The sequence below is a fragment of the Brevundimonas sp. CEF1 genome, from assembly GCF_051353055.1.
Lineage (GTDB): Bacteria > Pseudomonadota > Alphaproteobacteria > Caulobacterales > Caulobacteraceae > Brevundimonas.
The window spans coordinates 966,017-989,156 of the sequence record NZ_CP195593.1; the positions used below are offsets into that span (position 1 = coordinate 966,017).

Sequence of the window (23,140 nt, forward strand, 5' to 3'; positions counted from 1 at the left end):
CATCCTTTCAGAACGCCCAGTAGTCGATGAATGTCGGGGGAAAGGAAGTCTGTTATTAGCGCGCCTCAAGTCTTTGATTCTTGGCGCTTTGAGCGTTGCGCGATCAGGAAAGTGGGCACCCCGATCAGGGGGCGGGCTGGAAGGCGTACGGACACCTTCCAGCCCGGCGGCGATCCTCAATACTGCAGGCTGAGGCGTGCGCCGATCGTGCGCGGCCGACCCGGCTGGGCGATGTCGGCGCTGGTGAAGAAGTTGCGCGTCAGGTCGTATTCCTGATCGAACAGGTTGCGCGCCCAGAAGGTGACGGACCAGTTGGCGGCTTCGGGGCCGACCGTCACGCTGGCGTTGGCCAGCCAGTAGTCCGGCACGTCGTATTTGACGCCCAGCCACGAGGGGTATTCGTCGCGGAAGGAGTAGTTGGTCTCAGCCGTGACGGCGAAGCCGCTGACCGTCCAGTCGTAGCTGATCGAACCGGCGTAGCTCCAGGCGGGGAAGAGGATGGGATCGCCCGCCTTGTCGTCATAGATGGCCATGTTGGCGGCGCGCGACGCGGGGACGTCGAGGGCTTCGTATTCGTCGTACTCACCCTTCTTGTAGCTGAGCGACTGACTGATGCGCAGGCCCTGGATCGGTTTCAGCACCGCCTCCAGTTCGGCGCCCCAGATGTGGGACGAGGGCACATTGGTGAAGCGCCCGACCGGGCCGTTGGCCCCCCAGACCGCCGACAGCACCTGCTGGTCGGTGTAGTCGTAGTAATAGGCCGCGCCGTTGACCTGGAAGGCGCGCGAAGGATCGGCCTTGAAGCCCACTTCATAGGCCCAGAGGATTTCCGGGTTGAAGGGTTCGATGCCGCTGCGGTTGCCGGTGTTGTAAGTGGTGAAGCCGCCCGACTTGGCGCCCCGGCTGGCCGAACCGTAGATCAGCAGGTTGTCGGCCGGCTTGAACTCCAGCGCCGCCTTGCCGGTCAGGGGGGTCATCTTGGTGTCGACCGTGGTCGGGGGCAGGGCGGTGGCGCCGCCGAAGGCCGAACCAAAGCCTTCAAGCTCGCGCGTTTCCTCCTCGTAGCGCAGGCCCAGGATGGCTTTCCAGCGCTCGGCGAAGGCGTATTCCGCCTGGCCGAACAGGCTCCAGGATTCGACCGCCTGGTCGTAGGTGACCTGGGCGTAGGTGCCATAGATGTCGATGAAGTCCGAGAAGTAGCGCTCGTTCAGGTCCTGCTTGGAATAGTAGAAGCCCGCGACCCAGGTCAGGTCGCTGTCGTTGTCCGAGGCCAGACGCAGTTCTTGCGAGAGCACGTCTACGTCGCTGCCGAAGAAGGTGTCGGCCTCGACCGAGGCGCTGGAGTCCCAGTCGCCGTACTCGCTGCGGTCCAGGGTCTCATAACTGGTGATGCTGGTCAGGTTCATGCCCTTGAGCGCCAGGTTGGCGTTCAGCGACGTGCCCCAGGACGAGTTGTCCCGACCCGGCTTGTCCGTGACGTCGCGGCCGATCGAGGCGGCGAAGCGAGGGGACAGGCCCCAGCCGGTCTTGGAGTGGTCCTTGTCGGCGGGGATGAGCGGGCCGGTTCCGCCGCGCGTGCGCAGGTCGCTGAGCAGGTAGAGGCCCTGGTTCTCGGACTTGTCGATCCCGCCATGGACATCGAGCAGCAGGGACAGGCTTTCGGTCGGATCCCAGGCCAGTAAGGCGCGGGCGCCGGTGCGGTCGGCGTCGCCGAGGCTCTCGCCCGTCGTGCGGTTGCGCTGCCAGGCGCCGCCCTGTTCGGTCGAGACGGCCAGACGGCCGCGCAGGCCGCCCGCCAGGGGACCGGAGACATGGCCCTCGGCGCGGAACAGGTCGTGACTGCCCCATTCGGTCATCAGGCCGGCCGACAGTTCCTCGGTCGGGCGCTTGGTGACGAAGCTGATGGCGCCGCCGGTGGTGTTGCGGCCGTAGAGGGTCCCTTGCGGCCCGCGCAGGACTTCGACCCGGTCGATGTCGAAGATCAAGCCTTGGGTCATCACCGGGACCGGATAGGCGACCTCGTTCACATAGACGCCGACGGTCGGCGAGTTGTTCGAGGCGTAGTCCTGGAAGCCGACGCCGCGCATGCGGAACTGGGCCGCGCCGCCGCCGAAGGCCGGTTCGACCTCCAGGTTGGGCGTGGCGTTCTGAAGCTGGTTGACGTTGGTGACGCCCTGCTGGACCAGGCTTTCGCCGCTCAGGACACTGAGGGCGATGCCGACGTCCTGGGCCGCTTGTTCGCGGCGCTGGGCGGTGACGATGACTTCGTCGATCGTCGTGGCCCGGTCAGGCGGCGCCTGCTGGGCCAATGCGGCGGTGGAACACAGGGTCGCGAGCGCCCCGGCGGATACGCTGACCAAAAGACGATTCATCGCCTCATCCCTCCCATGACGCCGCACGGACCGTTCTCAGCGGTCTTGTTGCGGCTGAGGCGGAACGACGGTTCCGCCACCCGCTAACTATCCTCGGCCTCGGGGCGTTGTGCAATGCAGCAAGCCTTGCGTTTCCCTCGGCCGCCTCCCGGTGTCACGCTACTGTCGTGCACGAAGTAGCTGGCGAAATGGAAAGATCGACAAGTCTGTTTCTTCAGGAGGTCAATTGACTGAGAAGGCGGGTAATTTTATTTTTCTCGCTCAGTATTCTGAGCAAGTGCAACGCGGGCGTCAGAAGGTGGGCGGTGTGCAGGCGCTAATGACGACACAGGGGGTGTCGCCGACGTTGCGGAAGCGGTGAGGCAGGGTGCTGGGAAACAGGTAGCCGTCTCCGGCCTTGAGCACGCGCGACTGGCCGTCAACGGTGACTTCCAGGCGGCCGGAAATGATCAGCCCGCCTTCCTCGCCTTCGTGGGACAGCATGACCCGGCCGCTGTCGGAGCCGGGCTGATAGGTCTCATGCAGGATCTGCAGGCTGCTGTCATGACCCGAGCCGAGCTGACGATAGGAGACCTCGCCGCGCGAGATGTCGGTCAGTTCGTCGTGGCGATAGAAGTGCTTGGTCGGGGTCTCGAACTCGGAGCTGAAGAACTCGCCGAGCGACACGCCGGCGGCGTCCAGCAGGCGTTTCAGCGAGCCGACCGAGGGACTGGTGCGACCGCTTTCGACCAAGCTGACGGTGCTGGACGGCACCCCGGCCTTGCGGGCCAGGGCGCGTTGCGACAGGCCCAGGCGATCGCGAAGGGCGCGCAGACGTGGGCCGATGATGTTGTCGTCTTCCATGTCGCCGCGCGCCATCTCGCTCATCCTCGCTTGCGGGTCAGCAGGTCGTAGGCCGCACGGGCCATGACCTTGGCCGAGTTGGTCATGTCGTCGATGCCGACCCATTCGTCGGGCTGGTGCGCCAGGTCCAGCACGCCGGGGCCGTAGGCGATGCAGTCCTTCAGCTTGCCGATCCGGTCGATGTGCTTCTGGTCATAGGTGCCGGGCGAGCAGACGAATTGGGCCTTCTTGCCCAGCACCGTCTCGATGGCGGCGGCGGTGGTGCTGGCGACGGGACCGTCGCGGTCGGCCATGCTGGGCGCCACCTGGAACAGGTCGCGCATCTCGTAGCGGAAGCCGTGGCGTTGGGCCGCCAGGCCGTCGAGGATGGCCTTCACCTCGCCCTTCACGTCGTCCAGCGTCTCTTCGATCAGGAAGCGGCGGTCGATGATCATACGGCTGGAATCGGCGACGCAGGGGGCGGGCAGGCCGTCGAAGCCCTCGGCCTGTCCGCCGTGGATGGAGTTGATGTTCATCGTCGACTGGCGCGCGCCCTCAGGCACCACGGGCATGTCGGAATGGCGGGCGGCCATGGCGGGATAGAGCTTGTCCTCGAACGCCTCCATCACCGCGCCCATGTGGCGGATGGCCGAGTCGCCCAGGAAGGGCATGGAGCCGTGGGCTATGCGGCCCTTGGTCTCGATCTCGGCCCACCAGACGCCGCGGTGGCCGATGCAGACCCGGTCCACGTTCAGCGGCTCGGGGATGATGACGTGGTTGACGCGAGGCTCCGAGAACCAGCCGCGCTCGGCCAGATAGGCGACGCCGCCGTAGCCGCCGGATTCCTCGTCCACCGTGCCTGAAATCTCCAGCGCGCCGGGCAGGGGCAGGCCGGAATCGATCAGGGCCTCGACCGCGATGATGGAGGCGGCCAGGCCCCCCTTCATGTCGCAGGCACCCCGGCCATAGACGCGGCCGTCCTTCACCTCGCCGCCGAAGGGATCGACGGTCCAGCCGGCGCCGACCTCGACCACATCGATATGGCTGTTGAAGTGGACGCAGGGGCCGGGTTCGGAGCCGGTCCAGCGGGCGATGACGTTGGTGCGGGGGTATTGATCGCTGTCGCCCGGCGAGCCCTCGCCGCGCACATATTCGACGGTGAAGCCGCGCTTCTTCAGCCGCTCGCCGATGTATTCGGCGCAGGGGCGATAGGCCTCGCCCGGCGGGTTGATGGTGGGAAAGCGGATCAGGTCCTGGGTCAGGGCGACCAGTTCATCGGTGCGGCCGTCGATCAGGTCCATGACCGTCTGCATTGTGGGGGCGCTCATCGGTCGGACCTCACTGAGACTCTGCGTCCAACGCGGCCAGAACCGCGTCGGTCATCTGGATGGTGGAGACGGGGGCGACGCCCACTTCTGCGATGTCGGGGGTGCGGGCACCCTGGGCCACGACGCGGCGCACGGCGCGCTCCAGCCGGTCGGCCAGATCAGTCCTGTCGAAGGAGTGGCGCAGGCACAGGGCGAAGGACAGGATGGTCCCGATGGGATTGGCTATGCCTTGTCCCGCGATGTCGGGGGCCGAGCCGTGGATCGGCTCGTAAAGCGCGCGGCTGCGTCCGCCCTGGTCCAGCCCCGACAGCGAGGCCGAGGGCAGCAGGCCCAGCGACCCGGTCAGGGCCGCCGCCGCGTCCGACAGGATGTCGCCGAACAGGTTGTCGGTGACGATGACGTCGAACTGGGCCGGGCGTCGCACCAATTGCATGGCGCAGTTGTCGGCGTACATGTGGGTCAGCTCTACATCAGGATAGTCGGCGGCGACCTCGGAGGCCACCGCCCGCCACAGGGCGCCTGTCTCCATGACATTGGCCTTGTCCACCGAGCAGACGCGGCGTTTGCGGGTCCGGGCCAGTTCAAAGGCCGTGCGGCAGACGCGGGCGATCTCGGCCTCGGTGTAGGCCTGGGTGTCATAGGCGCGGCGCTGGCCGTCGGGGCCGACTTCATTGGCGCGGGGCAGGCTGAAATAGACCCCCGCCGTGGCCTCGCGCACGATCAGGATGTCGAGGCCCCGGATCAGTTCGGGCTTCAGCGCCGAGGCGTCCAGCAGTTCGTCGAAACAGACGGCGGGCCGCAGGTTGGCGTAGAGGTCAAGCGCCTGACGCAGGCGCAGTATGCCCATCTCGGGCCGCTGGGCGCGGGGCAGGTGGTCCCACTTCGGCCCGCCGACAGCGCCGAACAGAACGGCGTCGGAGGCCAGAGCCTGCTCGACCACATCCTCGGCGATGGGCGCGCCGACAATGTCGATGCTGGCGCCGCCCGCCAGGGCCTCGCTCAGTTCAATGCGCAGCCCGGCGTTCCGGGCCCAGTCGACGATGCGCAGGGTCTCGCGGATGATCTCCGGCCCGATGCCGTCGCCGGGCAGGACCAAAAGCTTGAAGACGCGGTCAGATGCAGCGGCCACCGTCGACCTCCAGCGCCACGCCGGTGATCATCGAGGCGTCGTCCGAACAGAGGAAGGCGGCGGCGGCGCCCATGTCCTCGGGCGTCGAGAAGCGGCCGATGGGGATGGAGGCCAGGAACTTGGCCCGCACCTCGGGCGTGTCTGCGCCCATGAAGGTCTTCAACAGAGGCGTGTCGCCCGCCACCGGGTTCAGGGCGTTCACCCGCACCTGGAAGGGCGCCAGTTCGACCGCCATTGCGCGGGTGGCCGTGATGACCCAGCCCTTGGAGGCGTTGTACCAGGTCAGGCTGGGCCGAGGGCTGACCCCGCCTGTCGAGGCGATGTTCAGGATGGCGCCCGACCCCTGCGCCTTCATCGCCGGGACGAAGGCCTTCGACATCAGATAGATGGCGCGCATATTGACGGCGGCGATGCGGTCGAAGGCTTCGTCCGACAGTTCGTCCAGCGGCTGGGGCGTGTGGCCGACCCCGGCGTTGTTGACCAGGATGTCGACCCCGCCCAGCAGGCGGTTGGCCGTCTCGGCCAGGGCGGCCACGTCGGCGGTGCTGGACACATCGACCTGAACGCCCAGATCGGCGTCGCCCAGTTCAGCGGCCAGGGCGCGGGCGGCGTCGCCGTTCAAGTCGGCGACGATGACGCGGGCGCCTTCCTCGGCGAAACGGCGGGCGATTCCGGCGCCGAAGCCGGAGGCTCCGCCCGTGACGATCGCTCGCTTGCCCTCCAGCCGCTTCGATCTGTTTTCCCCCAAGACGCTACTCCCTTGCGCTATCCGTGATGGGCCGCGACGGTCTTCAGGGTGGTGAAGGCGTAGAGCGCCTCGAACCCCTTTTCGCGACCGTGGCCTGATTTTCCGACGCCGCCGAAGGGCAGTTCGACCCCGCCCGCCGCGCCGTAGTTGTTGATGAAGACCTGCCCGGCCCGCAGCCGCTTCGCCAGCCGCATCTGCCGCCCGCCGTCTGCGGTCCAGACCCCGGCGACCAGGCCGTAATCGGTGCCGTTGGCGATGGCGACCGCCTCCTCCTCGGTGTCAAAGGGGATGACGACCACGGCGGGGCCGAAGATTTCTTCCTGGGCCAGGGCGTGATCCGGGGCGACGCCCGAGAACAGGGTGGGGCGCACATAGTGGCCGCCCGCCGGGGCGTCGGCGGCGATCTCGCCCTGGGCCGCGATCAGGCCGGCTTGCGCGCCGAGGTCCAGATAGCGGTCCACCATGGCCTTCTGCTTGGCCGAGATCAGCGGGCCCACGTCGCGGTCGTCGATGGCGGCGCCGACCTTGAGCGCGCGATAGCGTTCGCTCATCCGCTTGACGACCTCGTCATAGACGCCGCGCTGGACCAGGACGCGCGAGCCCGCCGAACAGGTCTGGCCCGCGTTCTGGACGCCCGCGTTGACCAGGAAGGGCAGGGCCTTGTCCAGATCAGCGTCGCCGAAGACCAACTGGGGCGACTTGCCGCCCAGCTCCAGCGTCACCGGCACGGCGTTGAGCGCCGCCGCCTGCTGGATGGCCACGCCCACCCCGGTCGAGCCGGTGAAGGACAGGTGGTTGATCCCCGGATGGGCGGCCAATGCAGCGCCAGCGTCGGCGCCCGTGCCGGTTACGACGTTCAGCGCGCCGGCGGGCAGGCCGCAGTCGGCGGCGATGTGGGCGAAGGCCAGGGCCGTCAGCGAGGCCTGTTCGGCGGGCTTCAGCACCGCCGCATTGCCGACCGCCAGCGCCGCCACCACGGACCGGCCGATGATCTGCATCGGATAGTTCCAGGGGATGATGTGGCCCGTCACCCCGTGCGGCTCGCGCAGGGTGTAGACCGTATAGCCGTCGAGGAAGGGGATGGTCTCGCCGTGCAGCTTGTCCGCCGCCCCGGCGTAGAACTCCAGATAGCGCGCCAGGGCGACCACGTCGGCCCGCGCCTGCTTTAGCGGCTTTCCGACGTCCAGGGCCTCAAGCTCGGCCAGCATGTCGATGCGGGCCTCGACCTCGCGGCCCATGCGCGCCAGCACCCGCCCGCGCTCGGCCGCCGTCATCCGGCTCCAGGGGCCGTCCAGCGCGGCGCGGGCCGCACGCACCGCCGCGTCGATGTCCTCGGCGCCGCCCGCAGCCAGAGCGCCCATCGGCTCCCCGGTCGAGGGGTTCTCAATGGACAGGACGTCGCCGCCGGCCGGCGCACGCCACTGGCCGCCGATGAAGACCTGATCGGTAGGAAAGGGCGCGATCATCAAACCATGCTCACCATCATCGCTCGCCGTCGCGAACGCTCGAAGGTCGAGTGGGCATGATTATCGATTACGCAACAAGCCCTTTATGGCGGAGGGCTAAGTCACTGTTCTTCTGTTCCGGGCGATCAGAATTCCGAGCGAAATGCCCGATCATGATCATGATCGACAGGCGAGGCGCGCTGAACCGCTGGGCCCGAAGGCCTGATTATCGGTTCTGATTGTCTGGGATGGCCCCAAGGGGCCGGTGGCGGAGAGGGTGGGATTCGAACCCACGGTAGGCTTCCACCTACGCCGCATTTCGAGTGCGGTACATTCGACCACTCTGCCACCTCTCCGCGGGGCCGATATTCGCTTGGTCGAGCGAGGGGCTTCTCTAGTCAAAGGCGGCGCGGGCCGCAAGCGATTCTGGACAAGAAATTCGATAAAAGTTTCAGCGCTGTCCGGGCAGGGTCAGGCCGGGTGCGGGACCGCCCAGGGGATCGGCGCCGACGAAGCGGAAAAGCTCTGCCGGACGACCGCCGGTATCGCTGGAAAACACGCCTGTGGCCTGGACCAGACCGGCGCGTTCGACGCCACGCCGGAAGTTCTGCTTGTGCAGGGACAGGCCTGCAACGGCCTCGGCGGCGGCCTGTAGGGCGGACAGGGTGAAGGTGTCGGGTGTCAGGTCGAACAGGACCGGGCGGTATTTAAGCTTGGAGCGCAGGCGGCCCAGGGCCGTGGCGACGATGCGGCGGTGGTCCGAGGCCATGGGCAGGTCGGGCAGGACAGGTGAAGCCGGGCGATCGTGGTCGCGGGCGGACTCGGCGACCAGTCCGGCCTCGTAAAGCAGTTCATAGCGTTCCAGCACCCGCTCCTCGTTCCAGCGCCGTTCGGGCGTCAGGGCGAACAGGGTCTCTGCGCGGCCCAGGCGGCGGGGGTCGCCGTCGGCCCATGCGCGCAGGGCGGGCTCCAGCACGGCCATTACGGCGGGCGGACCGTCGCGCCAATCCTCCCAGGGGAAGATGTCGAAGACGGGGGTCCAGGCGGCGTCCAGGCCGGGGGCCTCGGGCGCGTCGGCGGTCAGGGCCAGATAGCCGACCGAGACCTCACGCGCGCGCTCAGGCCCCGGCGTGGCGCGCGGCGAGGCGCGGCCCGCGTCGCCGAAGGTGTAGAGCTGTTCGACGAAGCCGAGCGGGAAGCCGGTCTGCTCGGTGACGAAGGCGCGCAGGGCCAGCTCGAAGGTGCGGTCGCGCGCCGGGTCGAAGGGGCCGAAGGGCAGGGCCGGGGCCCCGTCGGCGGCGTGGGTGGTCAGGACCACGGCCTGGCCGGCGCGCAGGGCGATGACCACGGCCGATAGGCCGATGCGCACGCCCTGTTCGTTTCCCTGGACCGGCCCCCCGTCGCTCATGCCGTCCCTATTCCGTGTGCCAAGCGTCGGCGCCGGGCAGGATGCCGACAGCTTCGGCCAGAACGCGGTAGCGGTCCAGATAGCGTTGCTGGGCCACCGAGGCGGGCAGGGGGTCGATGATCAGGTCGTAGCCGGCGGGCGGGGCGCCGAAGATCTGCAGCGACTCGCGGCGGTTGAAGCCCGCCAGTTGCGTGGCCTCATAGAAGGCGCAGGCGCGGTCGGCCTTCTTGATCAAGGTCTTGATCGTCTGCGGCGTCTTGGGCGGCAGTTGGAAGCGCACATGGATGGCGGCCTCCAGCCGGGCCTCGAAGTCCTTGTAGCCGGCCCCGAGCGCGGACTTGAAGGGCGAGATCATGTCGCCGATCACATATTCCGAGGCGTCGTGCAGCAGGGCGGCCAGGCGCCATTTCGGTTCCAGGCCGGGCCGGATGTGGGCGGCGATTTCCTCGACCACCAGCGAGTGCTGGGCGACCGAGAAGGCGTGCTCGCCGATGGTCTGGCCGTTCCAGCGAGCGACGCGGGCCAGGCCGTGGGCGATGTCCTCGATCTCGATGTCGAAGGGCGACGGATCGAGCAGGTCCAGGCGACGCCCCGACAGCATCCGCTGCCAGGCGCGCGGGGGCTTGGGCGTTCTGGGTTTCGGCTTGGGCGCCAGGTCTTCGTGTTCTTCAGCCAAGTTCGGGGTCCTGCGCATGGGGCAGGTGAGGTGACCCATCCCGAACGCCCGATCAAGGGCAAGCGTTGCGATTCGTGGGGGTTAATCCCCGACGTTGAGGGTCACGAGGGCCTTGGCGGCCTCGAACACCCGGTTTTCATTGCGATCCTTGCCCCGCACGGTGGCGACGACGATGGGGCCGCCCGCAGGACCGCGCGCCTCGTAACCGACAACGCGCCAGCCGGTGCTCGACGACTGATCGGCGGTCATCATGAAGGTGGCGCGGACCGCTTCGCCCGGCGAACTGGTGCGAATGCGGGCGCCGCCGTCGCTGGCGTCGATCGTCACGGCGTCGGCGTCTGAACTCGAACCGGAGTCGGTGCGGACGTTGACCTGGCTGTTCTTGTCGTCGGCGCGGATGGTGATGCCGCCGATCCGAATGTTGGCGCGGTCGCCGTCGGCGTCGATATGCATGCCGGGCAGGCGGACGCTGGCCTTGTCGCCCTGGGCGTCGATGCGGACGCCGGGGGCGCTGACGTGGGCGGTGTCCGCTGCGGCGTCGGCGGCGGCCTCCGCCTTGGCGGCGGCGCGCTCGGCCTCGGCGCCGGCCCGTTCGGCGTCCGCCTCGGCCCTGGCGGCGTCAGCTTCGGCGCGCGCGGCCTCGGCGTGGGCGCGATCCTCGCTGGCGCGGGCCTCGGCCAGGGCTTCGGGCAGGTCGGCGCTCAGGCGGTTCTCGAAGCCCTTGAGGGCGTCATGCACCGAGCCGCCGTTCAGGGACACCAGGTGCAGGGTGACTTCGGACCCGCGCGGGCCGCTATAGACGCAGGTGGCGCCGTCGGCGCGGGCCGAGCCCTTGCGGGTCAGCACCCCCTGGGTCTGCGGGCATTGCAGGGCGTCGACCACCTTGAGGACGCCGGCCACGTCCTTGCCGGACGAGGTCGTGGTGATGCGGACCGTGCCGCCGTTGTCGCAGGCGGCGGTCATCAGCGCGAGGGCGCAGGCGGGCCAGAGGAGATGATGCATGGTCGGCTCCTTATCGGCTCCGATTGTGCGCGCAAGGCGCAGCTATTCCAGTGAAATCGCGGTAATCGAAGGCGGCGGGATGACGGCCGTCTCAGGAGCCGGGGCGGGCGCCTTCGCGACGGTTCAGGAAGGCCAGGCGCTCGAACAGGTGCACGTCCTGTTCGTTCTTCAGCAGGGCGCCGTGCAGGGGCGGGATCAGCTTGCCAGGCGTCTTTTCACGCAGGGTCTCGGGCGAGACGTCGTCGACCAGCAGCAGCTTCAGCCAGTCCAGCAGTTCCGATGTGGAGGGCTTCTTCTTCAGGCCCGGCGTGTCGCGGATCTCGTAGAAGGTGCGCAGGGCCTCGGCGACCAGACGCGGCTTGACGCCGGGGAAGTGGACCTCGACGATGTCCTGCATGGTCTGCGCGTCGGGAAAGCGGATGTAGTGGAAGAAGCAGCGGCGCAGGAAGGCGTCCGGCAGTTCCTTCTCATTGTTCGAGGTGATGACCACGACGGGACGGATTTCGGCGCGGATGGTCTCGTCGATCTCCTGGACGTAGAATTCCATGCGGTCGAGTTCCTGCAACAGGTCGTTGGGGAACTCGATGTCGGCCTTGTCGATCTCGTCGATCAGCAGGACGGGGCGGACCGGGGCGGTGAAGGCCTCCCACAGCTTGCCCTTCTTCAGATAGTTGCGGACGTCATGGACCCGCTCGTCGCCCAGCTGGCTGTCGCGCAGGCGGCTGACGGCGTCGTATTCATAGAGGCCGTTGTGCGCCTTGGTCGTCGACTTGACGTGCCAGGTGATCAGGGGCGCGTTCAGCGCCCGTGCCAGCTCATAGGCCAGGACCGTCTTGCCGGTGCCCGGCTCGCCCTTGATCAGCAGGGGGCGCTCCAGCGCCACCGCGGCATTGACGGCGACCTTCAGGTCGTCGGTGGCGATATAGTTGGACGTGCCTTCGAACCGGCTCATGAGCAACCTGCTCCTATCGGGGGGAGTAGAGCAGGTAGCTTATCAAGACGCGCCTGAACAGACCGCCTGGCCGCGCCCGTCAGGTGATGCGCTTGGCCGAGACCGGGTCGCTGGCGGGGAAGGTTTCCTCGACGCCTTCGTCGATCAGGGCCTCCTGGCGGTTTTCGGCGTCCTTTTCCTTGTCCTTCAACTGATCTGGCTTGCCTTCCTCACGCGCCGCGCGCTTGGACGGCGCGGTGTTGGGGTCGGCGTCTTCCTGGACCCTGGTGGGGTGATGCTCGCTCATGCTCGCTCCTCGTTGTCGGGGCCGTAACCCAGGTCCGCGATGTCGTCGTCGGACAGGCGTTTGGCTTCCCAGTGGGCGGCGCTGGCCTGGGCGCCGCGCTGATTGCGCATCAGGCCGGCGTAGACCAGCTCGATCTCGTCCGGGCTGGAGGCGACCTCGCCGGCGCTGTCGGCCTCGCTCAGGCGGACCGAATCCACGCCCAGCAGGGCGTCGGCCTCGGCCTCGACGCCGTCCAGCGCCAGGTCGCCGTCCAGGTCGAGATCGTCCTCGTCGAACGCCTCGTCGTCGGCGTCGCCGTCGGCCTGGGTCACGTCCAGAACATCGTCGGCTTCGTCCAGCGAAAGCTCGCCTTCGCCCTCGTCGTCGATGTGGGTCTCGTCATAGACCTCGGCTTGATCCTGAGCGTCGAAATCGGTCTCCGGCCTGCTCATCTGCGCCTCCTAGCTGAAGAGGTAACGGCGCAGGCTGGCTCGCCGTTCCGTCCTTTCGCCGGTCTCGGCGCACGCGGGTTTTCCCGCAGCGGCGAGTGAAGAGATGGTTAACCACGTTGCTTTACAGTTCATCAGCCGCCGACCGTTCAGGTTGGGGTGCGCCACGGAGATCCCCTTTGCCGCTGAAACTATCGCTCAAGCCCGGCGAGAAATTCGTTCTGAACGGCGCCGTCGTCCAGAACGGCGACCGGCGCGGCGTGCTGGTCCTGCAGAACAAGGCCAGCGTCCTGCGCGAAAAGGACATCATGCAGCCTGAGGAGGCGGTCACGCCCGCGCGCCGCATCTATTTCCCCGTCATGATGATGTATCTGGACGAGGCCGAGGCGCCGAAATTCTATGATGAGTTCGCGCTGCGCCTGACGGAGTTCATGGGGGCGATCCGCAACCCTGACATCCTGGCGGAATGCGTGTCCTGCTCCAAGCATGTGCTGGCGCGGCAATACTACAAGGCCCTGATGGGCGCCCGTAAGATCGTCGATTACGAAGACCAAAGGCTCGGCAATGTCGCTTCAAGCGTACAAGACGGCGGCGACGCGGGCTGAATCACCGCGCGAAATGGAGTACCGGCTGTTCGGCCAGGTGACGCGGGCCCTGATGCACGCCTCCACCGTCGACAAGTCCGACATCTCCACCCGGATCGATGCGATCGACTGGAACCGTCGGCTGTGGTCGACCCTGTCCAGTTCGTGCAGCGAACCGTCCAACGCCATGCCCCAGTCGCTGCGGGCGCAGATCATTTCGCTGGACCTGTTCATCGGCCGACACAGCTCGGCGGTGATGCGCGGCGACGGGGATTTCGAGACCCTGATCGACATCAATCGCATGGTCATGCAGGGGCTGGCGCCGCCGGCTCAGGCGGCTTGACGGCCGTCTGATCACGAAGGCGGGAGCGCCTCTTTACGACAGGCCGCGACCGGTCCTAGCCTGACCTTCCTGTTCAGCAGTCGAAAGGAGGTGGCCAGTGTCTCATTGTCATCAATCGCGAGCGAAGGCCGCGATCTGGACCTCTCGGGAGGCCCGGGCCTGATCCTTCGGGAAGGCAGCGGTCAGGCCGTTCGCGGTCCGACAATGAAGCGCCGCTGGGGAGACCCGGCGGCGCTTTTTTGTGGAGGCTTTTGAGTGCGCTACCGCCCTTCGGGCTGCTTGAGCGCCATTTTGCGAGCGCTACCGCCCTTAGGCCTGCTTGAGCGCGGTCAGAACAGCGTGCCGACCCAGTGGGCGATGCCGTGGACGATGGTCACGACCGCGGTCCAGACCAGGGCCAGATAGACGCCGCAGATGGCCGTTCCGATCAGGCCGGCGATGATGAAGACGCCGTCCCTCTGGATGATGGCCAGGCCGAAGATCGCCAGTGTCAGGCCGGGCAGGGCGTCGCCGAACGGCACCGGCAGGGCCATCATCAGGGCCAGAAGGATGCAGATGATTCCGACGACGACATCGGCGAGCTCGCCGGTCAGGACCGGGATACGCGGACGCGTCAGGCGCTCCACCTGACGCAGGCGCGGCAGGATCTTCTGGCTGGCGCTCTGATAGGTGGCGCGGCTGACCGAGGCCTTCATCAGCCAGCGGGGCAGCCAGACCTTGTCGCGCTGCAACGCCAGTTCGGCGGCGATCAGGATGATGGGGACGGAGAAGACCGCCTTGCCGCCTGGCGGCCAGGGGATCAGGGCCATCAGCGACAGCATCAGGATGACGGCGCCGAAGCCCCGTTCGCCGAAGGCCTCGACCATTTCCTTGAGCGTCAGCTTGGGATCGTCGCCATGGCCGAGAGATTCCAGAACGTCGGAAAACGTCCGGTCCTCATCCGGCGGCAGGGGCGTGGGAACAAGCGTCATCAGGCGAGACTCGGGGAGCGAAGGTTCGCCAAGTTAGGGGCGGCGCGAACCCCGCGCCATCCCTGACGCGCGGGGTGCGGCTTAATGTTTCGTCACGTGCTGGGGTTTGCCCTTGCGGGACGTATGAGCGAGGTCCTCGAGCTGAGCCTCGGTCATCGAGTCCAGCATGGATTTCGACGCCCCCTTCAGCTTCGACTTGGGCGTATCGCCGCGCTTGGCCGACAGGGCGGCCCCGGCGGCCTTTTGTTGAGCGGCGGATTTGGCGGGCATGGCGGCTCTCCTGCTTGAGAAGAAAAAACCGCCCGCCCGCCGTGGCGTTCCGTCAGCCCAGCAGTTCGCGCCCGATCAGGAAGCGGCGGATTTCATTGGTGCCGGCGCCGATGTCATAAAGCTTGGCGTCGCGGACCAGGCGCTCGACCGGCCATTCCTTGGTGTAGCCGGCGCCGCCCAGGGCCTGGACAGCCTCCAAGGACACCTTCACCGCGTTTTCCGAGGCCAGCAGGATGGCGCCCGCCGCGTCGTAGCGGGTGGTCTTGCCCTGATCGCAGGCGCGGGCCACGGCATAGACGTAGGCGCGGGCGCTGTTCAGGGCGACATACATGTCGGCCACCTTGGCCTGCATCAGCTGGAAGTTGCCGATGGCCTTGCCGAACTGCTTGCGCTCGCGGACGTAGGGCAGGACCACGTCCAGCGCCGCCTGCATGATGCCCAGAGGACCGGCCGACAGGACGGCGCGCTCATAGTCCAGGCCGCTCATCAGCACGCCGGCGCCGCCGCCGACGGGACCCATGACGTTCTCTTCCGGGATTTCGCAGTCCTCGAACACCAGCTCAGCGGTGTCCGAGCCGCGCATGCCCATCTTGTCCAGCTTCTTCGAGACCGAAAAACCCTTCATGCCGCGCTCGACCAGGAAGGCGGTGCAGCCCTTGGAGCCGGCCTCGGGATCGGTCTTGGCGTAGACCACCAGGGTGTCGGCCGAGGGGGCGTTGGTGATCCAGAACTTGGTGCCGTTCAGGACATAGCGGTCGCCCTTCTTGTCGGCGCGGGTGCGCATCGACATGACGTCGGAGCCCGAACCGGCCTCCGACATGGCCAGGGAGCCGACGTGTTCGCCGGAGATCAGCTTGGGCAGATACTTGTGCTTCTGCTCGGGCGTGCCCCAGCGGCGGATCTGGTTGACGCAGAGGTTGGAGTGGGCGCCGTAGCTGAGGCCGATCGAGGCCGAGGCGCGCGACACTTCTTCCATCGCTACGACGTGTTCGAGGTAGCCGAGGCCGAGGCCGCCGAACTCTTCCTCGACCGTGATGCCGTGCAGGCCCAGCTCGCCCATCTCGGGCCAGAGTTCGCGTTTGAACTCGTTCTTCTCGTCGATTTCGGCGGCGAGGGGGGCCAGCCGGTCGGCGGCCCAGCGGGCGGTGGTTTCACGAATGGCGTCGGCGTTCTCGCCGAGGCCGAATTCCATGGATTGGGGCGCGAAGGGAATGCTCATGCCGCAAGGCGTAGCATCGCGCACGTGCTTCGCAAAGCGGCCTTATGCGACGCCTTTATCGTTCCGCTTGCGGGTCAGGTTCCAGCCCGCCACGCCGATGAAGATCAGGCCGATGACCGCCAGAACGCCGCCGATCAGGATCGTGCCGTCCGTGGCCTGATGGCCGGCGAGCACGCGACGGAAGGCGGCGATTCCCGCGGCGAAGGCCAGAAGGCCGATGCCGCCGATGAAGACCACGGCCCCGGTGTCGTTCAGCACCGGCGCGGGGCTGCGTTTCTCGTGGCGCAGGACCTGAACCGTGGCGGGCGGCGCATCTTCGGCCGGGGGTTCCGTCCGGGCGCCGGGACAGTGAACCGGGGCGGTCAGCAGCAGGTCCAGCGGGGCGGGCCGGTCCGGGGCGGCATCGAACAGGGCGCGTTCGGCCGAGCGGCGGCGGTAGGGGGCGTCAACCGGCGGCTGGACCCGGTCGGGCCATCCGCTGAGCGCCTCGGCGGCACGAGCGGGCGCCCCGGCGTTCAGTTGTTCCAGCACGTCGGAGCCTTCAAAGCGCTGAACGCCGACCGAGAAGATGAAGCTGGCCAGGGCGTCGAACTGATGCTGGTTCAGCGGGATCGCGACGCGGCTGTTGATGACTTCGACGATGGGCAGCAGGTCGTATTGCAGCAGCAGTTCGGCCTCGGCCTCGGTGATGGTCGCGCCGGGGCGAGCCGATTTCGTGTGGCCATAGCCGATGACCGGCGTCCCGTCGCGACGACGCACGGTCCGAGGGCGAAAACCCTCGAAGCTCTTGATCAGAAGCAGACCCTCACGGGACACCTTCAGACGCTGGGACGTGGCTGCGGACACGGAATGACCCATTTCGAAACGGGCGCGCTCGCCCGCAAGGCGAAGCAGCAAGCCGCGTTCCGAAGGGCGTCGTCTCGCTTCAGAGCAGGACGATGGTCGCCAGGCCCAGGAAGATCAGGAAGCCGAAGAAGTCCGTCGTCGCCGTCACGAACACCGCCGAGGAGACGGCGGGGTCGAACTTCAGCTTGGACAGGGTCAGGGGCGTCAGCACCCCGACGGTGGCCGCCACCAGCAGGTTCAGGATCATGGCCGTGGCGATGACCGCCCCGATGCGCCAGTCGTGGAACCAGAAGCCCGCCGCCAGACCGACCAGGGGCGACAGCACCAGGCCGTTGGCCAGGCCCACGGTCAGCTCGCGCCAGAAGGTGCGCACGGCGTTGGACGAGGTCAGCTCGCGTGTCGCCAGGGCGCGCACGGTGACGGTCAGGGCCTGGGTGCCGGCGTTGCCGCCGATGGCCGAGACGATGGGCATCAGGACCGCCAGAGCGACGATCTGCTGGATCGTGCCCTCGAAGAAGGCGATGACCCCGGCGCCGAGGATGGCGGTGAACAGGTTGATGCCCAGCCAGGGCACGCGACCGCGCACGATCTCCAGCACGCCCGAGGACCGGTCTTCATCCGAGACGCCGGCCAGGCGCAGGATGTCCTCGCGGTTCTCTTCCTGGATGATGTGAACGATGTCATCGACGGTCAGCTGGCCGACCAGGCGTCCTCCGGTGTCGACGACCGGGGCCGAGATCAGGTTGTACTTCTCGAAGATGTAGGCGACCTCTTCCTGGTCGACGTCGACGTCGATGGCGTTGATCGGCTCCATCAGCTCGGTCAGCGGCGTCTCGCGCGGGGCCCGCAGCAGGCGGCTGATGGCCACGCCGCCGACGGGGCGGTTCACCGGATCGACGACATAGATGTCGAAGAAGAGCTCGGGCAGGTCCTCGCCCTGGCGGCGGACGTGGTCGATGGTGTCGCCGACGTTCCAGAACTGCGGCGCGGCCATGACCTCGCGCTGCATCAGGCGGCCGGCGGAATCCTCGGGATAGCCCAGCGAGCTTTCGATCGCGGCGCGATCGACCTCGGGCATGGCGGCCAGCACCTTCTCGCGCTGGTCGTCCTCCAGGTCCTCGACCACGGCGGCGGCGTCGTCGGAGTCCAGCTCCTGCAGGGCCTCGGCCAGGGTCAGGTGAGGCACCCGCTCCAGCACTTCCTCGCGGATGCCGTCGTCCAGCTCGGGCAGGGTGTCGGCCAGCAGGTCCGGCGGCAGCCACTGGACCACCACGGCGCGGTGCTCGGCCGTCAGGAAGCCCATCAGATCGGCCACGTCGGCGGGGTGCAGGTCTTCCAGCAGGCCGCGCAGGCGCATGCCGTCGCCGTCGTCGGCGGCGTCCACGACCTTTTCGACGAAGGACGCCGTCAGGGCGTAGTCTTCGCCCAGGGCGACGTGATCTTCGGTTTCGATTTCGGATGCAGGGGCCGGGGAAGCGGAATCCGTGTGGGTCACGTGTCTGCCTCCCCGAATGTTTTCGGCCTTGGTAGAAAGCCGAAGATCGCCCTGTCAGATCGATGGTGCGGTCGAGAAGACTCGAACTTCCACGGGTTGCCCCACAGCGACCTCAACGCTGCGCGTCTACCAATTCCGCCACGACCGCTCGCATCGGAGGGCGGGCAATAGCGGAGAGGCGACGGAAAGAAAAGGGGGTTTTGCGGAAATAGGCGAAGGTGCTGCTTTTCCTCCCCATTTCATGGGGAGGGGGACCACGAAGTGGTGGAGGGGGCTGCGCTGACATCAGCCGTCGAGTCACCCCCTCCGTCACTGCGCTATCGCGCCGCGCCACCTCCCCATTCGCTCCGCGAACAGGTAGGAAAGTAAGGAAACAAGCCGCGTCGGGTCGAGAAGAGCGGAGCCTTCTGACCGCGGCTCCGACATCAAGCCGCGCCGGCCATGAAGTCGTAGATGTCGGCGGGGCGGGTCACGGTGATGGCGATGCGGTCGTCGCGAATCTCGATCTCGCCGCGCGCCACCGGGTGATTGTTGGCCAGAATCCAGACCTCGTCCCGTTCAGAGGCGTCGAGCGGAATCACAGCGCCGCGGCCCATGCGCAGCAGTTGTTGCATCGGCAGGACCGAACGGCCCAGCACGACCGAAATCTCGACATCGACGGCTTCGATCTGGCTCAAGACGATACTCACAATCAACGGGAGGCCCTTGCGCCGCCGCGTTCGGACACACATTGAAGCCTCATGCTTGCCGACCCGTTAAGCCTGACCCAACCTTTGCTGATCCGCGCCGACGGCCGCCCTGTCCAATGGGCGGTCTCGACCGGCTATGTCGACTATGAACCGGCCGTCGCGGCCATGGAGGCCCGCGTCGCCGCCATCGCGGCGGGCGAGGCCGAGGAGGTGGTCTGGCTGCTGGAGCATCCGCCGCTTTATACGGCGGGCGTCTCGGCCAAGGACGACGATCTTCTGGCGCCCGACCGCTTTCCGGTCCACCAGACGGGGCGGGGCGGGCAGTTCACCTATCACGGGCCGGGCCAGCGCGTAGCCTATGTCATGCTGGACCTGAACCGGCGCGGCAAGGACGTGCGCGCCTTCGTGCATGGGCTGGAGGACTGGATCATCGGCGCCCTGGACCAGTTCGGCGTCGAGGCCGGCATGCGAGAGGGCCGCGTCGGCGTCTGGGTCGAGCGCAAGGGTGCGGGCTGGAGCCGCGAGGACAAGATCGCCGCCATCGGCGTCAAGGTCCGCAAATGGGTCAGCTTCCACGGCATCAGCCTGAACGTGGAGCCGGACCTGGATCATTTCGGCGGCATCGTCCCCTGCGGCATCACCGAGCACGGCGTCACCAGCCTGGTCGATCTGGGCGTTCTGGCGACGATGGATGAGGCGGACGGGGCCTTGAAGGCCTCGTTCCAGCGAGTGTTCGGTCCGGTTCAGGACGGTAAAGCGCCGCTCTGATCCTTCGGCGACGCGCCATGGCGGTTGAACGCCTTTTGTCCCGGCAGCAGGGCCAGATCGACGGCTACGAGGACCAGGACGACGGCGGCCACCCAGTCCAGCGGCGCCTGCGGGAGCGGCCAGGCCATGGCCACGGCCAGCAGGATCGGACCGCTCCACCATCCCGAACGTCCCCGGTCGTGCAGCCGCTGCGACAGGACGCAGGCACCGCTATAGAGCAGGGCCGCAGCGACCAGCCAGCCGATGAAATCGCGCGCCTTCAGCGGCGCCAGCAGGTCGAACCCCGCCCACAGCGCCAGCAAGAGGCCGCCGCCCAGGACGAAGGCGATCCGGCTGATGCGTCCGCTGGACGTCAGGAACAGGTCTGAGAAGCGGTCCATTCGGCCTTGGGTCCAGAACAGGTGAAGGTTTCGCTTAGGGCGCTGACCGACATGAGTAAACCGGCGCAGATCGCGACAAGCGCGGCGGTCAATTCGTCGCGGGGGTGGAACGGGGGCCTTTCTTGGGTTTAAACACGGCCAAACTCCGTTTCGACGGCCTTCTGGGAGTATCCTCCATGCAACGTCTGCTCACCGCCTCGGCGGCTGTTCTCGCCCTGGCCTTCGCGGCCGGCGGCGCAGCGGCCCAGGATTTCAGCGCTCTGGCCCGCCAGGACCTTCAAGCCATGCACGACGCGCTGAAGGCGAACCACCCCGCCGCCGTCACGCCGGGCGCCGCCAGCGAAGGGTTCCGCAGCTGGATCGACGCCGGTCTGCAGGACGCCCAGGGCAAGGCCGGTCAGGTCAACAGCGGTGAAAGCCATGCCTACCTGCTGAGCTACTACGCCAACGGCTTCCGCGACTCGAACATCGCCGCCGTCCCGACGTTTGAACGGGCCAGCCCCTTCTTCGCCACCAGCTGGCCGGGCGTGGCCACGGCCTGGCGCAACGGCGAGTATGTCGTCTCCTATGTCCAGCCGGGCGTGCGCGGCGCCCCGCCGGTCGGCGCCGTGGTCAAGAGCTGCAACCTGCAGCCCATCGACGAGGTCGCCAAGACCAAGCTGGATCGCTTTGAAGGCGACCTGACGACCGAGGCGGATCGCGTCCGCACCGCCCCCTACCTGCTGTGGAACCGCAATAACCCCATGGCGGGCGGCGTGCCCTCGGTCTGCGAGTTCCAGGTCGGCCGTCGCGCTCGCGAGTTCAAGCTGAGCCCGCAACCGGCGACGCCGGCGAACCTGGAGGCCGCCTACCGCGCCTCGGTCTTCACGCCGGGCGCCACAAAGCTGTCGGTTGAACAGGTTGACGGCCGTCCGTGGGTGCATGTGAACTCGCTGGACGACAATGCCGGCTGGGACGCCTTCTTCGCCCAGGTCGAGGCGCAAGCCGCCACGCTGCGCGGCGCTCAGGGCCTGGTCATCGACCTGCGCGGCGCCGACGGCGACTCGATCAACGCCACCTCGCGCGGCTATGGCCTGGCCAACCGTATCTGGTCGCCGGAGTTCACCGTCAGCCGCCAGCCGGAAGCCGGTCAGATCACCTATCGCGCCACCCCGGCCAACCGCCAGTGGTTCGCCGACACCCTGAATCGGATGCAGGCCGACCCGCGCTTCGTGCAGGAATCGGGTCCGGTCATCGAGCAGACCCAGGCCATCGTCGCCGCCTTTGACTCGGCCTTGGCCGCCGGTCAGCAAACCTTCGTCATGCCGGGGCGCCCCGCCGTGGCCGACACCGGCGCCGCCAACCCCGTTCAGGGCCAGGTCGTGGTTCTGGTCGACGGCGGCTGCACCAACGGCTGCCTCGACACCCTGGACCTGCTGACCCGCCTGCCGAACGTGCGTCTGGTCGGCGCGCCGACCGCCGTGGACTCGATCTTCATCGAGCCGACCGTGCAGCGTCTGCCGTCCAACTATTCGGACCTCAGCTATGGTCACAAGGCCTGGACGACACGCCAGCGCGGCAACAACCAGGGCTATATCCCGGCTCAGGGCCTGGCCTTCACCGGCAACCCCGCTGATGAAGCCGCCGTGCGCGCCTGGGTCGGCGGTCTCTTCTAAGAAGAGGGCCTATCGCGCTTCGGGCTCATTTCATGAGTGGGCCTACCGCGCTTCGCGCTACTTGAGGCCCGTAGGGGCTGGATTGGGGCCGGACGGTGGAAACATCGTCCGGCCCTTCCTATTTTGGGTTTATGACCCAGACCGAATCTTCCACGCCGCTGCGTTCGCCCTCGGGCTTTGATCTGACGCCGCCGAGCGAGAGCCAGCGCGTCGCGCTGGAGGCTGACCTGTCCCCCGAGGAAAAGCGCGTCCTGCTGGCCCACGGCACCGAGGCGCCCTTCTGCGGCGCCCTGCTGGGCGAGAAGCGCGCTGGCGTCTTCTGCTGCCGGGAATGCGGCCTGCCGCTGTTCCGTTCGGCGACCAAGTTTGAAAGCGGCACCGGCTGGCCCAGCTTCAGCGTCCCGGTGGACGAGGCGCACGTTCGCGCTGTGCGCGATGACAGCTACGGCATGGTGCGCGTCGAGACCCGCTGCGCTCGCTGCGACAGCCATCAGGGCCACGTCTTCCCCGACGGTCCGCCGCCGTCTGGTCTGCGCTACTGCATCAACTCGGTGGCTCTCAGCTTCGTGCCGGAAGGCGAGGCCTTGCCTGACCCCCTGGGGCGCGGCGATGGGGCCGCCTGAGCGAATAGTCGTTTTGGGGCCGCATTTGCGGTTAGGGTAGGGGTGAACGGGAGTACGGGCGCATGATGATCGAGCTGACCGCCGCCGCGATGTTGCTGGCGAACATAGACCCCGAGGGCGTCGTCTCGACCGCCCCGCGCGGCAATGACGCCGTGCTGACGGCGTCGGCGGCCACCTTGGCCGGCTCGACCAGCGACGCCTCGCCCAGCACCACGGTCCAGAGCGCCGCGCCGCATGGCCTGTCCACCGACGAGCAGATCGCCCGCTGGATCGGCGAACGCACCGCCGAGACGTCCAGCCGCGCGCCCGCCGATCCTTGGGCCGAATCCGAACCGCGCAAGATGCATGGCGAGTTCAGCGTCGGCATGGGCACCGGCGGCTATCAGGACTATTCGGCGGCGGTGTCCCTGCCGCTGGGCGAGACCGGCACGCTGAACCTCATGGTCAGCCAGACCAAGAACAGCCCCTGGGGCTATGGCTATGGTTATGGTTCGCCTTGGGGCTATGGCGGTTATGGCCGCCCCTTCGGCGTGGTGGAGGCGCCGGGCTTCGAGGGGACCTATTTCCGGGGGCGGCCCTATGCGCCGCTGCGCGCTCGCCCTGGTTCTACGCAGGAAACGAGCACCTCGGTCGGGTTCTCGCTGCGCAGCGGCGACTGAAATCCACAGTCCGATCCCCTGAACTGAGGCCTTCGCGCCACG

At 67.6% G+C, this 23,140-nt stretch carries 25 protein-coding genes and 2 tRNA genes; 6 read left to right on the forward strand and 21 right to left on the reverse strand.

Features of this window, described 5'->3' with window-relative positions; all coding sequences use genetic code 11:
- Positions 1-176: 176 nt before the first annotated feature.
- The 13 genes from ACR9FL_RS04975 to ACR9FL_RS05035 form a co-directional block, all read right to left on the reverse strand.
- Positions 177-2,372 (reverse strand): TonB-dependent receptor, encoded by a 2,196-nt coding sequence (locus tag ACR9FL_RS04975; protein WP_436357496.1) that lies wholly within the window; start codon positions 2,370-2,372, stop codon positions 177-179.
- A gap of 291 nt (positions 2,373-2,663) precedes the next feature.
- Entirely contained in the window at positions 2,664-3,230 is a 567-nt protein-coding gene (locus ACR9FL_RS04980) for a cupin domain-containing protein (protein WP_436357497.1), read from the reverse strand.
- 5 nt (positions 3,231-3,235) lie between these two features.
- Entirely contained in the window at positions 3,236-4,522 is a 1,287-nt protein-coding gene (locus tag ACR9FL_RS04985; RefSeq protein WP_436357499.1) for an acetylornithine deacetylase/succinyl-diaminopimelate desuccinylase family protein, read from the reverse strand.
- A gap of 10 nt (positions 4,523-4,532) precedes the next feature.
- Positions 4,533-5,651 carry a 3-isopropylmalate dehydrogenase gene (leuB, locus tag ACR9FL_RS04990; protein ID WP_436357501.1) on the reverse strand — a complete coding sequence of 373 codons (1,119 nt, stop codon included), beginning with the start codon at positions 5,649-5,651 and terminating at the stop codon, positions 4,533-4,535.
- Positions 5,635-6,399 carry a glucose 1-dehydrogenase gene (locus ACR9FL_RS04995; RefSeq protein ID WP_436357502.1) on the reverse strand — a complete coding sequence of 255 codons (765 nt, stop codon included), beginning with the start codon at positions 6,397-6,399 and terminating at the stop codon, positions 5,635-5,637. Before ACR9FL_RS04995 ends, leuB begins: the two co-directional genes overlap by 17 nt.
- Positions 6,400-6,416: 17 nt before the next feature.
- Positions 6,417-7,865 carry an aldehyde dehydrogenase family protein gene (locus ACR9FL_RS05000; RefSeq protein WP_436357504.1) on the reverse strand — a complete coding sequence of 483 codons (1,449 nt, stop codon included), beginning with the start codon at positions 7,863-7,865 and terminating at the stop codon, positions 6,417-6,419.
- Positions 7,866-8,110: 245 nt separating this feature from the next.
- Positions 8,111-8,200: transfer RNA gene (locus ACR9FL_RS05005), tRNA-Ser, on the reverse strand.
- 95 nt (positions 8,201-8,295) lie between these two features.
- On the reverse strand, positions 8,296-9,252 hold the full coding sequence (locus ACR9FL_RS05010; protein WP_436357506.1) for an NUDIX hydrolase: 957 nt from the start codon (positions 9,250-9,252) through the stop codon (positions 8,296-8,298).
- Between the two features lie 7 nt (positions 9,253-9,259).
- Positions 9,260-9,853 (reverse strand): YfbR-like 5'-deoxynucleotidase, encoded by a 594-nt coding sequence (locus ACR9FL_RS05015; RefSeq protein ID WP_114817816.1) that lies wholly within the window; start codon positions 9,851-9,853, stop codon positions 9,260-9,262.
- 156 nt (positions 9,854-10,009) lie between these two features.
- Positions 10,010-10,930, reverse strand: coding sequence for a methyltransferase type 11 (locus ACR9FL_RS05020; RefSeq protein ID WP_296177657.1), 921 nt, complete (start codon positions 10,928-10,930; stop codon positions 10,010-10,012).
- A gap of 91 nt (positions 10,931-11,021) precedes the next feature.
- A complete protein-coding gene (locus tag ACR9FL_RS05025) occupies positions 11,022-11,882 on the reverse strand; it encodes an AAA family ATPase (protein ID WP_436357508.1) in 861 nt (286 codons plus the stop codon).
- A 79-nt stretch (positions 11,883-11,961) separates the two neighbouring features.
- Complete coding sequence (locus ACR9FL_RS05030) at positions 11,962-12,168, reverse strand: hypothetical protein (protein ID WP_296177660.1); 207 nt, start codon at positions 12,166-12,168, stop codon at positions 11,962-11,964.
- Positions 12,165-12,599 carry a hypothetical protein gene (locus ACR9FL_RS05035; RefSeq protein ID WP_296177662.1) on the reverse strand — a complete coding sequence of 145 codons (435 nt, stop codon included), beginning with the start codon at positions 12,597-12,599 and terminating at the stop codon, positions 12,165-12,167. The genes ACR9FL_RS05030 and ACR9FL_RS05035 overlap by 4 nt, the downstream gene beginning before the upstream one ends.
- A 176-nt stretch (positions 12,600-12,775) precedes the next feature.
- Here ACR9FL_RS05035 and flbT point away from each other — a divergent pair, with 176 nt between their 5' ends.
- Together flbT and flaF are read left to right on the forward strand one after the other, a co-directional pair.
- Positions 12,776-13,201 (forward strand): flagellar biosynthesis repressor FlbT, encoded by a 426-nt coding sequence (flbT, locus tag ACR9FL_RS05040; protein WP_296177663.1) that lies wholly within the window; start codon positions 12,776-12,778, stop codon positions 13,199-13,201.
- Positions 13,161-13,523 carry a flagellar biosynthesis regulator FlaF gene (flaF, locus tag ACR9FL_RS05045; protein ID WP_296177664.1) on the forward strand — a complete coding sequence of 121 codons (363 nt, stop codon included), beginning with the start codon at positions 13,161-13,163 and terminating at the stop codon, positions 13,521-13,523. The genes flbT and flaF overlap by 41 nt, the downstream gene beginning before the upstream one ends.
- 329 nt (positions 13,524-13,852) lie before the next feature.
- On the opposite strand, the gene ACR9FL_RS05050 is transcribed toward flaF, so the two are convergent.
- The 7 genes from ACR9FL_RS05050 to ACR9FL_RS05080 form a co-directional block, all read right to left on the reverse strand.
- Entirely contained in the window at positions 13,853-14,494 is a 642-nt protein-coding gene (locus ACR9FL_RS05050) for an exopolysaccharide biosynthesis protein (protein WP_436357511.1), read from the reverse strand.
- Between the two features lie 81 nt (positions 14,495-14,575).
- Positions 14,576-14,764, reverse strand: coding sequence for a DUF3008 family protein (locus ACR9FL_RS05055; RefSeq protein ID WP_436357513.1), 189 nt, complete (start codon positions 14,762-14,764; stop codon positions 14,576-14,578).
- A gap of 52 nt (positions 14,765-14,816) precedes the next feature.
- Positions 14,817-15,983: an isovaleryl-CoA dehydrogenase gene (locus tag ACR9FL_RS05060; protein WP_105564466.1), complete on the reverse strand. Its 1,167-nt coding sequence runs from the start codon at positions 15,981-15,983 to the stop codon at positions 14,817-14,819.
- A 42-nt stretch (positions 15,984-16,025) separates the two neighbouring features.
- Positions 16,026-16,880: a lysozyme gene (locus ACR9FL_RS05065; protein ID WP_436357515.1), complete on the reverse strand. Its 855-nt coding sequence runs from the start codon at positions 16,878-16,880 to the stop codon at positions 16,026-16,028.
- A gap of 28 nt (positions 16,881-16,908) precedes the next feature.
- The gene (gene mgtE / locus ACR9FL_RS05070) at positions 16,909-18,324 is read right to left on the reverse strand and encodes a magnesium transporter (protein WP_296177674.1); all 1,416 of its coding nucleotides are present in this window, start codon (positions 18,322-18,324) and stop codon (positions 16,909-16,911) included.
- A 63-nt stretch (positions 18,325-18,387) separates the two neighbouring features.
- Positions 18,388-18,472, reverse strand: a tRNA-Leu gene (locus tag ACR9FL_RS05075).
- Positions 18,473-18,749: 277 nt separating this feature from the next.
- Entirely contained in the window at positions 18,750-19,055 is a 306-nt protein-coding gene (locus tag ACR9FL_RS05080; protein WP_105564463.1) for a FliM/FliN family flagellar motor switch protein, read from the reverse strand.
- Between the two features lie 9 nt (positions 19,056-19,064).
- On the opposite strand from ACR9FL_RS05080, the gene lipB reads away from it, so the two are divergent.
- The gene (lipB, locus tag ACR9FL_RS05085) at positions 19,065-19,781 is read left to right on the forward strand and encodes a lipoyl(octanoyl) transferase LipB (RefSeq protein ID WP_436357517.1); all 717 of its coding nucleotides are present in this window, start codon (positions 19,065-19,067) and stop codon (positions 19,779-19,781) included.
- Here lipB and ACR9FL_RS05090 read toward each other — a convergent pair.
- The gene (locus tag ACR9FL_RS05090; RefSeq protein WP_436357519.1) at positions 19,757-20,161 is read right to left on the reverse strand and encodes a DUF805 domain-containing protein; all 405 of its coding nucleotides are present in this window, start codon (positions 20,159-20,161) and stop codon (positions 19,757-19,759) included. The genes lipB and ACR9FL_RS05090 overlap by 25 nt on opposite strands.
- A gap of 176 nt (positions 20,162-20,337) precedes the next feature.
- Between ACR9FL_RS05090 and ACR9FL_RS05095 the strand changes: the two genes are divergently transcribed.
- From ACR9FL_RS05095 to ACR9FL_RS05105, 3 genes are all read left to right on the forward strand, one after another.
- Positions 20,338-21,816, forward strand: a complete 1,479-nt coding sequence (locus tag ACR9FL_RS05095) for a hypothetical protein (protein WP_436357520.1) — start codon at positions 20,338-20,340, stop codon at positions 21,814-21,816.
- A 131-nt stretch (positions 21,817-21,947) separates the two neighbouring features.
- Positions 21,948-22,439, forward strand: a complete 492-nt coding sequence (gene msrB, locus ACR9FL_RS05100) for a peptide-methionine (R)-S-oxide reductase MsrB (protein WP_296177803.1) — start codon at positions 21,948-21,950, stop codon at positions 22,437-22,439.
- Between the two features lie 62 nt (positions 22,440-22,501).
- On the forward strand, positions 22,502-23,098 hold the full coding sequence (locus tag ACR9FL_RS05105) for a hypothetical protein (protein WP_436357522.1): 597 nt from the start codon (positions 22,502-22,504) through the stop codon (positions 23,096-23,098).
- Positions 23,099-23,140 lie beyond the last annotated feature (42 nt).

Bases quoted from the DNA above. Each gene is read 5' to 3' on its own strand.
- ACR9FL_RS05090 (WP_436357519.1), bottom strand. From the start codon at position 20,161: ATGGACCGCTTCTCAGACCTGTTCCTGACGTCCAGCGGACGCATCAGC.
- ACR9FL_RS05010 (WP_436357506.1), bottom strand. From the start codon at position 9,252: ATGAGCGACGGGGGGCCGGTCCAGGGAAACGAACAGGGCGTGCGCATC.
- ACR9FL_RS04980 (WP_436357497.1), bottom strand. From the start codon at position 3,230: ATGGCGCGCGGCGACATGGAAGACGACAACATCATCGGCCCACGTCTG.
- ACR9FL_RS05055 (WP_436357513.1), bottom strand. From the start codon at position 14,764: ATGCCCGCCAAATCCGCCGCTCAACAAAAGGCCGCCGGGGCCGCCCTG.
- ACR9FL_RS05000 (WP_436357504.1), bottom strand. From the start codon at position 7,865: ATGATCGCGCCCTTTCCTACCGATCAGGTCTTCATCGGCGGCCAGTGG.
- flaF (WP_296177664.1), top strand. From the start codon at position 13,161: ATGTCGCTTCAAGCGTACAAGACGGCGGCGACGCGGGCTGAATCACCG.
- ACR9FL_RS05030 (WP_296177660.1), bottom strand. From the start codon at position 12,168: ATGAGCGAGCATCACCCCACCAGGGTCCAGGAAGACGCCGACCCCAAC.
- ACR9FL_RS05020 (WP_296177657.1), bottom strand. From the start codon at position 10,930: ATGCATCATCTCCTCTGGCCCGCCTGCGCCCTCGCGCTGATGACCGCC.
- ACR9FL_RS05105 (WP_436357522.1), top strand. From the start codon at position 22,502: ATGATGATCGAGCTGACCGCCGCCGCGATGTTGCTGGCGAACATAGAC.
- ACR9FL_RS05095 (WP_436357520.1), top strand. From the start codon at position 20,338: ATGCAACGTCTGCTCACCGCCTCGGCGGCTGTTCTCGCCCTGGCCTTC.
- ACR9FL_RS05080 (WP_105564463.1), bottom strand. From the start codon at position 19,055: ATGTGTGTCCGAACGCGGCGGCGCAAGGGCCTCCCGTTGATTGTGAGT.
- ACR9FL_RS05060 (WP_105564466.1), bottom strand. From the start codon at position 15,983: ATGAGCATTCCCTTCGCGCCCCAATCCATGGAATTCGGCCTCGGCGAG.
- msrB (WP_296177803.1), top strand. From the start codon at position 21,948: ATGACCCAGACCGAATCTTCCACGCCGCTGCGTTCGCCCTCGGGCTTT.
- ACR9FL_RS05015 (WP_114817816.1), bottom strand. From the start codon at position 9,853: ATGCTGTCGGGGCGTCGCCTGGACCTGCTCGATCCGTCGCCCTTCGAC.
- ACR9FL_RS04985 (WP_436357499.1), bottom strand. From the start codon at position 4,522: ATGAGCGCCCCCACAATGCAGACGGTCATGGACCTGATCGACGGCCGC.
- ACR9FL_RS05035 (WP_296177662.1), bottom strand. From the start codon at position 12,599: ATGAGCAGGCCGGAGACCGATTTCGACGCTCAGGATCAAGCCGAGGTC.
- lipB (WP_436357517.1), top strand. From the start codon at position 19,065: ATGCTTGCCGACCCGTTAAGCCTGACCCAACCTTTGCTGATCCGCGCC.
- ACR9FL_RS05025 (WP_436357508.1), bottom strand. From the start codon at position 11,882: ATGAGCCGGTTCGAAGGCACGTCCAACTATATCGCCACCGACGACCTG.
- ACR9FL_RS04975 (WP_436357496.1), bottom strand. From the start codon at position 2,372: ATGAATCGTCTTTTGGTCAGCGTATCCGCCGGGGCGCTCGCGACCCTG.
- ACR9FL_RS05050 (WP_436357511.1), bottom strand. From the start codon at position 14,494: ATGACGCTTGTTCCCACGCCCCTGCCGCCGGATGAGGACCGGACGTTT.